The organism is Methylibium sp. (assembly GCF_035762065.1).
Classification (GTDB): domain Bacteria; phylum Pseudomonadota; class Gammaproteobacteria; order Burkholderiales; family Burkholderiaceae_C; genus Methylibium.
In genome coordinates, this window is record NZ_DASTPW010000040.1 from 129,089 (window position 1) to 141,976 (window position 12,888).

13 protein-coding genes are annotated in these 12,888 nt (G+C 69.4%); 3 read left to right on the top strand and 10 right to left on the bottom strand.

The features are described 5' to 3' along the window. Position 1 precedes the first annotated feature (1 nt). Genes VFR90_RS11110 through VFR90_RS11125 form a run of 4 tightly spaced genes read right to left on the bottom strand, consistent with a single transcriptional unit; the run spans position 2 to position 2,483 of the window. On the bottom strand, positions 2-811 hold the full coding sequence (locus tag VFR90_RS11110) for an SDR family NAD(P)-dependent oxidoreductase (RefSeq protein WP_326406198.1): 810 nt from the start codon (positions 809-811) through the stop codon (positions 2-4). 10 nt (positions 812-821) lie between these two features. Next, a complete protein-coding gene (locus VFR90_RS11115) occupies positions 822-1,166 on the bottom strand; it encodes a cupin domain-containing protein (RefSeq protein WP_326406199.1) in 345 nt (114 codons plus the stop codon). Positions 1,167-1,178: 12 nt separating this feature from the next. Then, the gene (locus tag VFR90_RS11120; protein WP_326406200.1) at positions 1,179-2,015 is read right to left on the bottom strand and encodes a cyclase family protein; all 837 of its coding nucleotides are present in this window, start codon (positions 2,013-2,015) and stop codon (positions 1,179-1,181) included. Between the two features lie 42 nt (positions 2,016-2,057). Next, positions 2,058-2,483 carry a heme-binding protein gene (locus VFR90_RS11125; protein WP_326406201.1) on the bottom strand — a complete coding sequence of 142 codons (426 nt, stop codon included), beginning with the start codon at positions 2,481-2,483 and terminating at the stop codon, positions 2,058-2,060. Positions 2,484-2,657: 174 nt separating this feature from the next. Here VFR90_RS11125 and VFR90_RS11130 point away from each other — a divergent pair, with 174 nt between their 5' ends. Next, the gene (locus tag VFR90_RS11130; RefSeq protein WP_326406202.1) at positions 2,658-3,464 is read left to right on the top strand and encodes an IclR family transcriptional regulator; all 807 of its coding nucleotides are present in this window, start codon (positions 2,658-2,660) and stop codon (positions 3,462-3,464) included. A 19-nt stretch (positions 3,465-3,483) separates the two neighbouring features. On the opposite strand, the gene VFR90_RS11135 is transcribed toward VFR90_RS11130, so the two are convergent. Further along, entirely contained in the window at positions 3,484-4,785 is a 1,302-nt protein-coding gene (locus tag VFR90_RS11135) for a YihY family inner membrane protein (protein WP_326406203.1), read from the bottom strand. Between the two features lie 8 nt (positions 4,786-4,793). Between VFR90_RS11135 and VFR90_RS11140 the strand changes: the two genes are divergently transcribed. Continuing rightward, complete coding sequence (locus VFR90_RS11140) at positions 4,794-5,177, top strand: DUF2069 domain-containing protein (protein WP_326406204.1); 384 nt, start codon at positions 4,794-4,796, stop codon at positions 5,175-5,177. Beyond that, entirely contained in the window at positions 5,174-6,586 is a 1,413-nt protein-coding gene (locus VFR90_RS11145) for an FAD-binding oxidoreductase (protein WP_326406205.1), read from the top strand. Before VFR90_RS11140 ends, VFR90_RS11145 begins: the two co-directional genes overlap by 4 nt. Before the next feature lie 68 nt (positions 6,587-6,654). On the opposite strand, the gene VFR90_RS11150 is transcribed toward VFR90_RS11145, so the two are convergent. The 5 genes from VFR90_RS11150 to nuoL are packed head-to-tail and all read right to left on the bottom strand — an operon-like array spanning position 6,655 to position 12,852. Beyond that, positions 6,655-7,158, bottom strand: coding sequence for a DUF1178 family protein (locus tag VFR90_RS11150; protein ID WP_326406206.1), 504 nt, complete (start codon positions 7,156-7,158; stop codon positions 6,655-6,657). A 10-nt stretch (positions 7,159-7,168) separates the two neighbouring features. Continuing rightward, positions 7,169-7,780, bottom strand: a complete 612-nt coding sequence (locus tag VFR90_RS11155; protein WP_326406207.1) for an NUDIX domain-containing protein — start codon at positions 7,778-7,780, stop codon at positions 7,169-7,171. A gap of 5 nt (positions 7,781-7,785) precedes the next feature. Then, positions 7,786-9,279, bottom strand: a complete 1,494-nt coding sequence (nuoN, locus tag VFR90_RS11160; RefSeq protein ID WP_326406208.1) for an NADH-quinone oxidoreductase subunit NuoN — start codon at positions 9,277-9,279, stop codon at positions 7,786-7,788. A gap of 33 nt (positions 9,280-9,312) precedes the next feature. Then, on the bottom strand, positions 9,313-10,785 hold the full coding sequence (locus tag VFR90_RS11165) for an NADH-quinone oxidoreductase subunit M (RefSeq protein WP_326406209.1): 1,473 nt from the start codon (positions 10,783-10,785) through the stop codon (positions 9,313-9,315). 36 nt (positions 10,786-10,821) lie between these two features. Next, positions 10,822-12,852, bottom strand: coding sequence for an NADH-quinone oxidoreductase subunit L (gene nuoL, locus VFR90_RS11170; RefSeq protein ID WP_326406210.1), 2,031 nt, complete (start codon positions 12,850-12,852; stop codon positions 10,822-10,824). Positions 12,853-12,888 lie beyond the last annotated feature (36 nt).

The window sequence follows — 12,888 nt, forward strand, 5'->3', positions numbered from 1 at the left end:
CTCATCCGGCCGTGTAGCCGCCGTCCGCGTAGACGGTGTGGCCGGTGTGGAAGTCGCTCGCGCGCGAGCACAGGAACAGCAGCGGGCCGGCCAGGTCCTCCGGCTCGCCGAGGCGGCCGATCGGCACGCGCGCGAGGAAGCCGGCGCGCACGGCGTTCGCGTGCTCGGTGTCCTCGAACATCCAGGCGGTCAGCGGCGAGCGGAACACCGTCGGCGCGATCGCGTTGACCGTGATGCCGTGCTTGCCCCATTCGCAGCCGAGCGCGCGGGTGAGACCGTCGGTGGCGGCCTTGCTCGCGCAGTAGGCGCTGTAGCCGGCCGGGTGGCCGAGCTTGCCGCGCGCGGACGAGACCAGCACCACCTTGCCGCCCTCGCCGCGCGGGATCGCGTGCCGGCCGAACGCGCGGCACAGGAGCCACGCGCCGGTGAGGTTGCCGTCCATCACCGCCTCGAAGCGTTCGAGCGGCATCTCGGTGATCGGCACCGGATCGTTCAGGCCCGAACCGACGACGAGGATGTCGACGCGGCCGAAGGCCTGCACGCCGGCCGTGACGATCGCCTCGCAGTCGGCTTCGGTCGTCGGGCGCCGCGCGACGGTGGCGACCTCGGCGCCAAGTTGCACGCAGGCGCTCTCGGTCTCCGCCAGCGCCTTCGCGTTGCCGGCCGCGAGCACGAGCTTCGCGCCGGCACCGGCGAGCACCTGCGACGCGAGCGCACCGAACGCGCCCGAGGCGCCGGTGACCACGGCCACCTTGCCGCGCACGTCGAACAGGCTCGCGGGGTGCTTCAGCCAGTCAGGCGACTTGCTCATCGGGCGGTCCTCAGGCTTTCGGCGGATAGGGCATCACCACCAGCATCGTCGCGACGCTGTTGCCGAGGTTCTTCACCTCGCGCGTCTCGCCGCCGGGGATGCAGCAGCTGTCCATCGGGCGCAGCACGGTCTCGACGCCGCCGACGCTGACCGTCAGCTCGCCGGCGAGCATCACGTAGACCTTTTCAAGAGGCGAGGCATCGGGCCCCGCGCCTCCACCGGGCAGGAAGTGCGACAGGCCCGTCCAGAACCGCTCGGGCCCGCCCGCTTCGAAGCCCTGCAGCCGCAGGGAGCGCATCTCGTAGTGATTCGGCGCGACGTAGGGCTTCGCGTCGTCGAAGCGGGTGACCTTCATGGTGGCTTCGGCCTACTTGCCGGTCTCGATGCGGTACCTGCCGCTCGGATCGACGATCGCCACGAGGCGAACGATGCAGCCGTCGCCCTTGGTCCAGCGCCACGGGAAGGCCGCGAACGTCACCCGCTTGCCCGTCACCTTGTCGATCTCGCCGCCGACGTTCTCGATGCCGCAGATGCCGGCCTTCAGGATGGCCTGGTGGCAAGGCTCCCACTCCGGGAAGTCCTCGATCACCTTGCGGCCGGTCTCTCTCTCGTATTCGCGGTTCACGTCGGGCAGCAGGCCGTTCGGCCAGCCCGGGCCGTGCGGGCCGATGGCGGTGCCCAGCGGATGGTCGAGCGCCTGGGTGTCGGTGCCGATCATCTTGACCTTCTTCTTCGCGAACCACTCGCCCGCGTCCTTGTAGAAGCCGGGCGAGTAGGCGTAGTAGTCGCGGTTGTCGCCGTAGGTCTTGTGCCAGCCGGTGTTGACGATGACGATGTCGCCCTCGCGGATCTGGGGGCTCGCCTTCTCCAGGTCGTCGCCGGTGATCACTTCCCACTTCTTCTTCGGGATCGAGACCACCACGCCGGTGCCGAAGAAGTGCGGCAGCGGCACCTCGTCCATGAAGGCCGTGCCGGCCACCACGTGCGCGGGCGCGTCGATGTGCGTGCCCGAGTGCATCACCGTGGTGATCTTCTGCGTGAGCACGCCCGAGCGCGCCATCGTGTGCAGGCGCTCGATCTTCACGTCTTCGAAGTACGGCCAGCACGGCTGGCCCAAGCCCCAGGGGTGGCTCAGGTCGTAGAACTCGAGCCCCATCTTGTTGTTCGTGTTCTCTTCGTAGTCGGTGCCACTGATGTTGATCATCGTCAGTCCCTCGTGATGGAAGCGGGTGGGCGCGGCGGGTCTTCAGGCGTGCTCGAGCCGGGCGGCGGCGATGCCGGCGATGCAGATCCGCTCGTCCTCGTCGCCGGTGCCGCCGGAGGCGCCGGCGGCACCGAGCACGGTGCCGGCCGCGTCGGTGATCAGTACCGCGCCGGTCTGCGCGATGAACTTCTGGCTCGCGGCGGCCGCGACGGCACCGAAGAACACCGGCATCTTTTCGGCACGAGCGCTGAGCGTGCGGGTGTTCGCGCCCATGCCGACGGCCGCCGCCGCCTTGCCGAGTGCGATGTCAATGCGCAGCGCGCTTGCAGCCGGTTCGCGCAGCGTGGCGATCACCTGCGCGGCCGCATCGACGACGACGACGGCCATCGGCCGCAAGCCCTGCGTTCGCGCTTCGCCGATCGCGGCGGCGACGAGCGTGGCGGCGGCCGTGGCATCGAGTCGGGTCATGGATTTCTCACTGCTATACGGTACACATGCACCGTATTATGGTTATGCTGCGCTGGCCTATGGAACCCGGGTTTCCCCGAGCAGGCGGGCCTGCGCGGCGGACCGGCATCCGCGGGCCGATGCCGCCGGCTCGGCAGAATCCGCGGCCGTCGCCGTTCGAAACCGTGAAGGAACATGAGCCCGACCTCCCGCGAGCCCGCCGACCCGGCACCGGCCGAGACCGAAAGCCCCGCCGAGCGCCAGCAAGGCGTGCAGGTCATCGCGCGCGCCGCCGCGTTGCTGCGTGCGCTGGAGCAGCAGCCGCAGGGCATGAGCCTGGGCGAGCTGGCGCGCGCGCTCGAGCTGCCACGCTCGACGGTGCAGCGCATCGTCGATGCGCTGCATGTCGAAGGTTTGGTGATGGCCTCGGGCGCGAAGGCCGGCGTGCGGCTCGGCCCGGCGCTGCTGGGCTTGGCCGCGGCGACGCGCTTCGAGATCGCGACGACCGCGCGCCGCACGCTCGAAGCGCTGGCGAAGGATTGCGGCGAGACGGTCGATCTCTCGCTCGCCGATCAGGCCAAGGTGATCTTCGTGGACCAGATCGCCGGCCGGCACCGGCTCGCCGCGGTGTCGGCCGTCGGCGTCTCGTTCCCGCTGCACTGCTCGGCGAACGGCAAGGCGGTGCTGGCGGCGATGACCGAGCCGGAGCTGCGCAAGGTGCGCGCGCGCATGACGCTCGCGCGCAGCACCGCCGCCACGCTCTCCACCTGGCCGGCGCTGGAGCGCGAGCTCGACGCGATCCGCAAGGCCGGCTACGCGGTCGATCGCGAGGAGCACTCGGTGGGCATCTGCGCGATCGCCGCGGCGCTGCGCAGCCCCTCGGGCGAGCTGGCGGCGCTGTCGATCCCGGTGCCGACGCAGCGCTTCCGCGACATCGAGGCCGGCCTCGTGCCGCTGCTGCTCAAGCACACCGAGGCGCTGCGCAAGCGGCTCGGCGGCTGAGCGGCCGACGCCCGCTTCCTCAGCGCTCGACCAGTTCCGCGATCGTCATCTCGGCGAATCCGGCGCGCTGCCAGAAGGCCTCGACGCCCGTGCCCGGTTCGAGCAGCAGCGCGCCGATCAAGGGCGCGGCCGGCGTGCTGCGCGGCTCGCACAGCAGCACGTGGCGCTTCTCGCCTTCCTCGTCGAGCCGGCCGGCCCAGCCGATCGCGATCAGCGCGTCGAGCACCGGCTCGACCTGCAGCGGATCGACGCGCAGCGAGGCGCCGAGCTGGAGCGTGGTGAGGCCCTGGCCGGCACGCCCGCGCACCGCGGCGAGCGCTCGCAGGATCTGCACCGCGAGGCGGAAGCGGTGCCCCGGCGTGGCGGGCCAGCGCACGACGTGCATCGACAGGCTGGGCGCGTAGGCCGCGACCACCGCGCCGAGCAGCACGATCACCCAGCCGAGGTAGAGCCAGATCAGGAAGATCGGCGCGGTGGCGAAGGCGCCGTAGAGGGTCGAGTAGGTGGGGATGAAGCCGAGGTACCAGCCGAGCACCTTCTTCGCGACCTCGATGCCGACCGCGACGAACACGCCGCCGGCGATCGCGTGCCGCCAGCGCACTTCGGTGTTCGGCACGTAGTGGAAGAGCGCGGCGACCGCTGCCGCGAGCAGGCCGAATTCCAGTGTGTTGAGCAGCATGCTCAAGGCGCCGGGCATCTTGCTCACGAGCCCGCGCGAAGCCGACAGCGCGTACGAGGTCATCGTCAGGCTGATGCCCAGCAGCAACGGCCCGAGCGTGGCCGCGGCCCAGTAGACCAGCACGCGCTGCGCGATTGGCCGCGGCTTGCGCACGCGCCAGATCGCGTTGAGCGTGCGGTCGATCGTGAGCATCAGCGCGAGCGCGGTGATCACCAGCAGCGCGAGGCCGGCGCTGCCGAGCCGATCGGCCTTCGAGGCGAACTGTGTCAACGCGATCAGCACCGGCCGCGCGATCGAGTCGGGCACCAGGGCCTGCAGGAAGTACTTCTCGAGCGCGCCCTGGAACTTCGAGAAGATCGGAAAGGCGCTGAAGATCGCGAGCGTCACCGTCGCCAGCGGCACCAGCGCGATCGTGGTCGTGAAGGTCAGGCTGCTCGCGGTGACGCCGAGGCGGTCTTCGCGAAAGCGCTGGCGCAGCGTCGCGAGCGTGTCGAGCCACGGCCAGGTGGACAGCGTCGCGCGCAGCAGTTCGAGGCGCTCGCGCCAGTCGCGCGGTGCCGGCGCAAGCGCCGGCGCATCGGGCTCGACGACGGCGGCGTGCGGCGTGTCGGCGCGCTCGTGCGCGGCTTCGGCAAGGCTCATGCGGCATCATGCCAGCCGTGTCCGCGACGCCTGCCGCCCTCGATGCACCGCCTGCCGGCGAAGCGATGCGCAGGCTCGCGCTCGCGAGCCTGGTCGCGCTGATCGTGCTCGGTGTCGCGTGGGAGGCCTGGCTCGCGCCGACCGGCCGCGGCACGCTGGTGGTGAAGGTGCTGCCGCTCGCGCTCGCGCTGCCCGGCGTCTGGTTGCGCCGGCTCTACACCTTCCGCTGGCTGAGCCTCGTGGTGTGGCTCTACTTCGTCGAAGGCGTGGTGCGCGCCTGGGGCGACCGCGGCACGAGCGCGGCGCTGGCGGGCCTCGAGATCGCGTTGAGCGTGCTGCTCTTCGCGGCCTGCGCCGCCCACATCCGCCAGCGGCTGCGGGCGGCGGCATGAGCGCCGAACTGCTCGGGTCGCTGCGCGCGATCGTCGGTGCGGACCACGTGCTGCACGGAGGCGATCTCGCGCGCTGGGAGCTCGACTGGCGCAAGCGCTTCCGCGGCCGCGCGCTCGCGGTCGTGCGGCCCGCGAGCACCGAGCAGGTCGCCGCGGTGGTGCGCTGCTGCGCCGAGCGGCGCGTGCCGCTCGTGCCGCAGGGCGGCAACACGGGGCTGGTCGGCGGCGGCGTGCCGGATGCGAGCGGTACGCAGGTGCTGCTGGCGATGGGCCGCATGCATCGCGTGCGCGGAATCGACGCGGCCAACCTCTCGATGACCGTCGAAGCCGGATGCGTGCTCCAAGCGGTGCAGGAAGCGGCCGCGAGCGCGTGCCTCTTGTTTCCCCTGAGCCTCGCGGCCGAGGGCAGCTGCACGATCGGCGGCAACCTGGCGACCAACGCGGGCGGCACGCAGGTGCTGCGCTACGGCAACGCGCGGGAGCTGTGCCTCGGCCTCGAAGTCGTCACCCCGGCCGGCGAGGTCTGGGACGGCCTCGCCGCACTGCGCAAGGACAACACCGGCTACGACCTGCGCGATCTCTACATCGGCAGCGAAGGCACGCTCGGCGTGATCACCGCGGCGACGCTGAAGCTGCACCCGCGCCCCGCCGCTCAGTGGACCGCGCTCGCCGCGTGCGACTCGATGTCGCGTTGCGTCGATCTGCTGCAGCTCGCGCGCTCGCGCTTCGGCGCCGGCCTCACCGGCTTCGAGGTGATGAACACGCTGTCGCTGGCGCTCGTCGCACGCCACTTTCCCGCGCTGCCGCGGCCTTTGGCGCCAAGCCCATGGACGGTGCTGATCGAGTTCAGCGCGAGCGACGCAGGCGCCGAAGCCGCGTGCCGCGAGCGCTTCGAATCGCTGCTCCAAGCCGCCTTCGAGGCCGGCGCGATCACCGACGCGGCGCTCGCCGAAAGCCTCGCGCAAGCGAAGCAGCTCTGGCACCTGCGCGAAAGCATCCCGCTCGCGCAGGCCGAGGAAGGCCTGAACATCAAGCACGACATCGCGCTGCCGGTGTCGGCGATCCCGTCGTTCGTCGATGCGACCGATGCGCAGATCCTGCGCCGCTTCCCCGGCGCGCGGCTGGTCGACTTCGGCCACCTCGGCGACGGCAACCTGCACTACAACGTGCAGGCGCCAGAGGGCGTCGCCGCGGCGGATTTCCTGGAGCGGGAAGAAAAGGCGGTGAACCGCGTGGTCTACGACGCGGTGGCCGCGCACGGTGGCTCCATCTCGGCCGAGCACGGCATCGGCGCCTTGAAGCGGGACACGCTGCCGCACTACAAGCCGGCGGTGGCGCTGGGCCTGATGCGCGCGATCAAGGCCGCGCTCGACCCACTGGACCTGATGAACCCGGGCCGGGTGCTCTGAAGGCCCGTCGCGCCGACGCCCGTCGATGGACGTGCGGCTCATGCGGATGCCGAGTCGCCGCGGCGGCGTTACTGGATCTGCCCCTTCAAGGCCTTGGGCACCGGCAGCGCGTGCACCTCGATGCCTTCGTCGCGCAGTGCCTCGGTCTCGTCGGCGCTGGCCTGGCCGCGGATGCCGCGGTGCGGAATCTCGCCGTAGTGGATGCGGCGCGCTTCGGTGGCGAAACGGTCGCCCACGTCCTCGGTGTGCTTCAGCACATGCTGCACCGCGCGCACCCACAGCGCCTCGACGCTGCGCGGCTCGGGCGTCACCGCGACGTGGCCGGCGGTGGGCTTGGACGCCGCGTTCGCTTCGGGCGGCGCCCCGGCGCTTACGTCGCGCATCTCGCGCGAACCGAAGGCGGCGCGCGACAGACTCAAGCGCGCGGCGGTGGGCATCCGCTCGACGCCGGAGTCGCCGCACAACGGGCATTCGACGAGGCCGCGCTCGCGCTGGCCGGTGTAGTCGTCCAGCGACGCGAACCAGCCTTCGAAGCCGTGGCCGTGGGTGCAGCGCAGGTTGAGCACTTTCATGGGCCGCAGATCATGCACCGGCCAGCGCCCGGGGGGTGTCGCGCCAACGCAAAGGCCAGCGTCCGGCCAAGCTGTGCGTGAGCCACAGCATGCCGATCAAAGTTTTCGCGTCGGTCAGCTCACCGCGCGCGGCGGCGGCCTCGAGTTCCGCGAGCGTCGTGATCTGCACGTCGAGGAACTCGCCGGCATCGAGCCGGCGTTCGCCGGGCGACAGGCCGCGCGCAAACCAGATCTCGATGCCTTCGTCGGAGTAGGAGATCGCGTTGTGCAGCACGCCGGCGCGGGCCCATTCGCGCGCACGGTAGCCGGTCTCCTCGGCGAGCTCGCGCACCGCGCAGGCGAAAACGTCTTCGCCGGGGTCGAGCTTGCCGGCGGGGAACTCGACGAAAGCGCGATGGTGCGGGTAGCGCCACTGGCGCTCGACGACCAGCCGGCCGTCGTCGAGCAGCGGCACGATCATCACCGCGCCCGGATGGACGATGTACTCGCGGCTCGCCTCGCTGCCGTCGGGCAGGCGCGCGACGTCGTGCCGCACCTGCAGGAAGGGGCCGCGGTAGGCCTCGCGCGAGCTGAGCGTCGCTTCGCGCAGGTGCGCGTCGCGGTCGTCAGCGCCGGCCGCCATCGCGCTCAGCTCGCGAGCGCGATGCGGATCGCCTCGGCGCAGACCGCCATCAGCGCGCCCGGCAGCACGCCGAGCAGCAGCACCGCGGCGCCGTTGAAGGCCAGCAGCGCGCGCGCGCCGCCGGCATCGGCGGGCGTGACGATGGCGGCGGCCTCGTCGGGCGCGTCGAAGTAGATCGTCTTGACGATGCGCAGGTAGTAGAACGCGCCGATCAGCGACATCAGCACCGCGAACACCGCCAGGCCGATGTAGGCCGGCAGGTTGGTCGACACCAACGCCTGCAGCACCGCGAGCTTCGCGTAGAAGCCGACGGTGGGCGGGATGCCGGTCAGCGAGAACATGCACACGCCCAGCACCGCGGCAAGCACCGGGTCGCGCCGGTGCAGGCCGCGAAGGTCGGCGATCTCCTCGGCTTCGAAGCCGCGGCGCGCCAGCAGCATCACCGCGCCGAAGGTCGCGAGCGTCGTCACCACGTAGGTGATCAGGTAGAACATCGCCGAGCTGTAGCCGTTGGCCGCTGAGTAGGTGTTGCCCGAGACCTCGGTGGGCGTGAGGCCCAGCAGCATGAAGCCGAGCTGGCCGATCGCCGAGTAGGCGAGCATCCGCTTGAAGTTGCTCTGCGCGATCGCAGCGACGTTGCCGATGACGAGCGAGGCGACCGCCAGCACCGCGAGCATCTGCTGCCAGTCGGGCGCGAGCCCGATCATGCCGTCCACCAGCAGCCGCATCGTGATCGCGAAGGCCGCGAGCTTCGCGGCGCCGGCGATCAGCAGCGTGACCGCGGTCGGCGCGCCTTGATAGACGTCGGGCACCCACATGTGGAAAGGCGCGAGGCCGAGCTTGAAGCCAAGGCCGGCGACGACGAAGACGACGCCGAAGACGAGCACCTGCTTGTTGATCGCGCCGGTGCCGATCGCGCGGAACACGTCGCCGAGGTTCAGCGAGCCGGTCGCGCCGTACATCATCGACAGGCCGTAGAGCAGGAAGCCCGACGCCAGCGCGCCGAGCACGAAGTACTTCATCGCGGCTTCGGTCGCGAGCGCGTGATCGCGGCGCAGTGCGGTCATCGCGTACAGGCTCAGCGACATCAGCTCCAGCCCGAGGTAGACCACGAGGAAATTGTTCGCCGAGCACATGATGGAAATGCCCAGCAGCACGAACAGCGAGAGCGTGAAGAGCTCGCCCTTGAGCAGCTCGCGATCGGCGGCGTAGATGCGCGCATAGACGAGCGAGACCGCGACCGCGAGAGTCGCCGTCAGCGCGAGCAGATGCCCCATCGGATCGGCGACCACCATGCCCTGCATCGCGTAGAGCGTCGAGCCGCTGCGCAGATCGTCCAGGTGCAGCCAGGCGACGACGGCCAGCGTCGCCATCGAAAGCCAGAAGGTCGGCGTGCGGCGGGCGGAGGTCGAGAACAGATCGACCAGCGCGATCAGGCAGGCCATGCCCAGCAGCACGATCTCGGGGTAGACCGCGAGCCAGTTCATGTCGTTGTTCATGGTCTTGGCGGGCGGCTCAGCGGAGCTTATTCATCAAAGCTTTGATTGGGCGACGTGCTCGAGCAGCTCGACGACCGAGACGTTCATCCGGTCGGTGAAAGGCTTGGGGTACAGGCCCATCCACAGCACCGCGGCGGCAAGCAGCGCGAGCATCGCGAACTCGCGCGCGTTGATGTCTCGCAGCGCCTTGACATCGTCGTTGGCGACCGCGCCGAAGTACACGCGCTTGACCATCCACAGCGTGTAGGCCGCGCCGAACACGAGCGTCGTCGCGGCGGCGAGGCCGATCCAGAAGTTGAACTTCACCGCGCCGAGGATGACCATCCATTCGCCGACGAAGCCGGCCGTGCCGGGCAGGCCGCAGTTGGCCATCGCGAACAGCACCGCGAAGGCGGCGAACTTGGGCATCGTGTTGGCGACGCCGCCGTAAGCCGAGATCTCGCGCGAGTGCACGCGGTCGTAGAGCACGCCGATGCACAGGAACATCGCGCCCGAGACGAAGCCGTGGCTCACCATCTGCACGATGCCGCCGGCCACGCCGAGCGGCTCGAAGATGAAGAAGCCCAGCGTCACGAAGCCCATGTGCGCGATCGACGAATACGCGACGAGCTTCTTCATGTCGTTCTGCACCAGCGCGACCAGGCCGATGTAGACGACGGCGATCAGCGAGAGCGCGATCACGAAGCCCGCCCAGGCCTGCGCGGCGTCCGGCGCGATCGGCATCGAGAAGCGCAGGAAGCCGTAGGCGCCGAGCTTCAGCATGATCGCGGCCAGCACCACCGAGCCGCCGGTCGGCGCCTCGACGTGCGCGTCGGGCAGCCACGTGTGCACCGGCCACATCGGCACCTTGACCGCGAAGGCGGCGAAGAACGCGAAGAACAGCAGCGTCTGCGCCGGCATCGGCAGCGGCAGTTCGTGCCACGCCAGGATCTCGAAGCTGCCGCCCGACTTGTAGTACAGGTAGATCAGCGCGATCAGCATCAGCAGCGAGCCGAGCAGCGTGTAGAGGAAGAACTTGAACGCCGCGTACACGCGCCGCGGCCCGCCCCAGATACCGATGATGATGTACATCGGGATCAGCGTCGCTTCGAAGAACACGTAGAACAGCAGGCCGTCGAGCGCGGCGAACACGCCGATCAGCAGGCCCGAGAGGATCAGGAAGGCGCCCATGTACTGGTGCACCTGCTCGGTGACCACCTCCCACGCGGCGACGATGACGATCACCGTGATGAACGCGGTCAGCGGCACGAACCACAGCGAGAGGCCGTCGAGCCCGAGGTGGTAGCGGACGTTGAAACGGTCGATCCACGCGAGGTTCTCGACGAACTGCATCTGCGCGGTCGAGGCGTCGAAGCCGGTGACCAGCGGCAGCGTCAGCGCGAAGCCGGCGACCGCCGCGATCAGCGCGACCCAGCGTGTGACCGGCGCGTTCGTGTCGCGCCCGAGCGCGAGCAGCACGAGGCCCGCGAAGATCGGCAGCCAGATGGCGAGCGAAAGCAGACCCATGTTGCGTTGGCCTTCGTGGTTTTCTGTTCTTCTTGTTCAGCGCCCCGGCCACAAGGCCCAGGACATGAAGGCGAACACGCCGAGGATCATCACCAGCGCGTAGTGGTAGATGTAGCCCGACTGCAGACGACGAGCGAACTGCGCGATCGAGCCAACGAGGTTCGCCGAGCCGTTGATCGCGCCGTCGATCACCGCCTGGTCGCCGCCCTTCCAGAGGCCGCGACCCAGGCCACGCGCCGCCGGCGCGAAGACGTTCTCGTTGATCCAGTCCATGTAGTACTTGTTCTCGAGCAGCCGCACGACGAAGCCGAGTCGGGCATGGATCGCGGCGGGGATGTCGGGCCGCTTCAAGTAGAAGAACCACGCGGTCGCCACGCCGGCGAGCGCCAACCAGAACGGCGCCGTCACCAGCCCGTGCAGCGCCATCGCGGCGGCGCCGTGGAAGTGCTCGCGCAGCTCCGACATCGCCGGGTGCGCCTCGGCGTTGACGAAGATCGCGTCCTTCAAGAAGCCGCCGTGGACCATCGGGCCGATCGCGAGGAAGCCGATCACGACCGAGGGCGCGGCCAGCAGCAGCAGCGGCGCGGTGACGACCCAGGGCGACTCGTGCGGCTCGTGCGCGTGCGCATGCGCGTGCGCGTCATCGTGATCGTCGTGCGCGTGGTCGTGCTCGGCGGGATGCGGCTTGTGCCGGAAACGCTCCTCGCCGTGGAAGACGAGGAAGTACATCCGGAACGAATAGAAAGCCGTCACGAACACGCCGGCCAGCACCGCCCAGTACGCGAAGCCCGAGCCCCACACCGTGCTCGCGTGTGCGGCCTCGATGATCGAGTCCTTGCTGTAGAAGCCCGCGAACAGCGGCGTGCCGATCAGCGCCAGCGAGCCGAGCAGCGAAGTGATCCACGTGATGGGCATGTGCTTGCGCAGGCCGCCCATGTTGCGGATGTCCTGGTCGTGGTGCATGCCGATGATCACGCTGCCTGCGGCGAGGAACAGCAGCGCCTTGAAGAAGGCGTGGGTCATCAGGTGGAAAACCGCGACCGAGTACGCCGAAGCACCGAGCGCCACCGTCATGTAGCCGAGCTGCGAGAGCGTCGAATAGGCGACGACGCGCTTGATGTCGTTCTGGATGATCCCGAGGAAGCCCATGAACAGCGCGGTGATCGCGCCGATCACGATCACGAAGCTCAACGCCGTGTCGCTCAGCTCGAACAGCGGCGACATCCGCGCGACCATGAAGATGCCGGCCGTCACCATCGTCGCCGCGTGGATCAGCGCCGAGATGGGCGTCGGGCCTTCCATCGAATCGGGCAGCCACACGTGCAGCGGGAACTGCGCGCTCTTGCCCATCGCGCCGATGAACAGGCAGATGCAGGCGACGCTGAGCAGCATCCACTCGCCGCCCCACAGCGGCATCGGGAAGGTCAGCTTGGCCAGCTCGGGCGCCTTGGCGAACAGCTCGCCGTAATTCAGCGTGCCTCCGTAGGCCAGCAGCAGGCCGATGCCCAGGATGAATCCGAAGTCACCGACCCGGTTCACCAGGAAGGCCTTCATGTTGGCGAAGATCGCCGTCGGCTTCGTGTACCAGAAGCCGATCAGCAGGTAGCTCACCAGCCCCACCGCCTCCCAGCCGAAGAACAGCTGGAGCATGTTGTTGCTCATCACGAGCATCAGCATGCTGAAGGTGAACAGCGAGATGTAGGCGAAAAAGCGCTGGTAGCCCGGGTCCTCCTCCATGTAGCCGATGGTGTAGATGTGGACCATCAGCGACACGAAGGTCACCACGCACATCATCATCGCGGTGAGGCCGTCGACGAGGAAGCCGATCTCCATCGTCAGGCCGCCGACGTTGAGCCACTCGTAAACGGTTTCGTTGTAGCGCCAGCCGTCGAGCGCGACGGCCTTCAGCGCCATCGCCGAGATCACGAAGGCGACAAAGACGCCGAGGATCGTGATCAGGTGCGAGCCGCGCCGGCCGAGCGTCTTGCCGAACAGGCCGGCGGCGATGGCGCCGACCAGCGGCGCGAGCGGCACGGCGAGCAGCAGCGATGTTGAGAGTCCGGCCATGTCGTTTGCGTTGTTCGTTCGGTCGTGGTCAAGCCA

Coding starts and splice junctions, on each gene's coding strand:
- VFR90_RS11110 (WP_326406198.1), bottom strand. CDS start 811: ATGAGCAAGTCGCCTGACTGGCTGAAGCACCCCGCGAGCCTGTTCGAC.
- VFR90_RS11115 (WP_326406199.1), bottom strand. CDS start 1,166: ATGAAGGTCACCCGCTTCGACGACGCGAAGCCCTACGTCGCGCCGAAT.
- VFR90_RS11120 (WP_326406200.1), bottom strand. CDS start 2,015: ATGATCAACATCAGTGGCACCGACTACGAAGAGAACACGAACAACAAG.
- VFR90_RS11125 (WP_326406201.1), bottom strand. CDS start 2,483: ATGACCCGACTCGATGCCACGGCCGCCGCCACGCTCGTCGCCGCCGCG.
- VFR90_RS11130 (WP_326406202.1), top strand. CDS start 2,658: ATGAGCCCGACCTCCCGCGAGCCCGCCGACCCGGCACCGGCCGAGACC.
- VFR90_RS11135 (WP_326406203.1), bottom strand. CDS start 4,785: ATGAGCCTTGCCGAAGCCGCGCACGAGCGCGCCGACACGCCGCACGCC.
- VFR90_RS11140 (WP_326406204.1), top strand. CDS start 4,794: ATGCCAGCCGTGTCCGCGACGCCTGCCGCCCTCGATGCACCGCCTGCC.
- VFR90_RS11145 (WP_326406205.1), top strand. CDS start 5,174: ATGAGCGCCGAACTGCTCGGGTCGCTGCGCGCGATCGTCGGTGCGGAC.
- VFR90_RS11150 (WP_326406206.1), bottom strand. CDS start 7,158: ATGAAAGTGCTCAACCTGCGCTGCACCCACGGCCACGGCTTCGAAGGC.
- VFR90_RS11155 (WP_326406207.1), bottom strand. CDS start 7,780: ATGGCGGCCGGCGCTGACGACCGCGACGCGCACCTGCGCGAAGCGACG.
- nuoN (WP_326406208.1), bottom strand. CDS start 9,279: ATGAACAACGACATGAACTGGCTCGCGGTCTACCCCGAGATCGTGCTG.
- VFR90_RS11165 (WP_326406209.1), bottom strand. CDS start 10,785: ATGGGTCTGCTTTCGCTCGCCATCTGGCTGCCGATCTTCGCGGGCCTC.
- nuoL (WP_326406210.1), bottom strand. CDS start 12,852: ATGGCCGGACTCTCAACATCGCTGCTGCTCGCCGTGCCGCTCGCGCCG.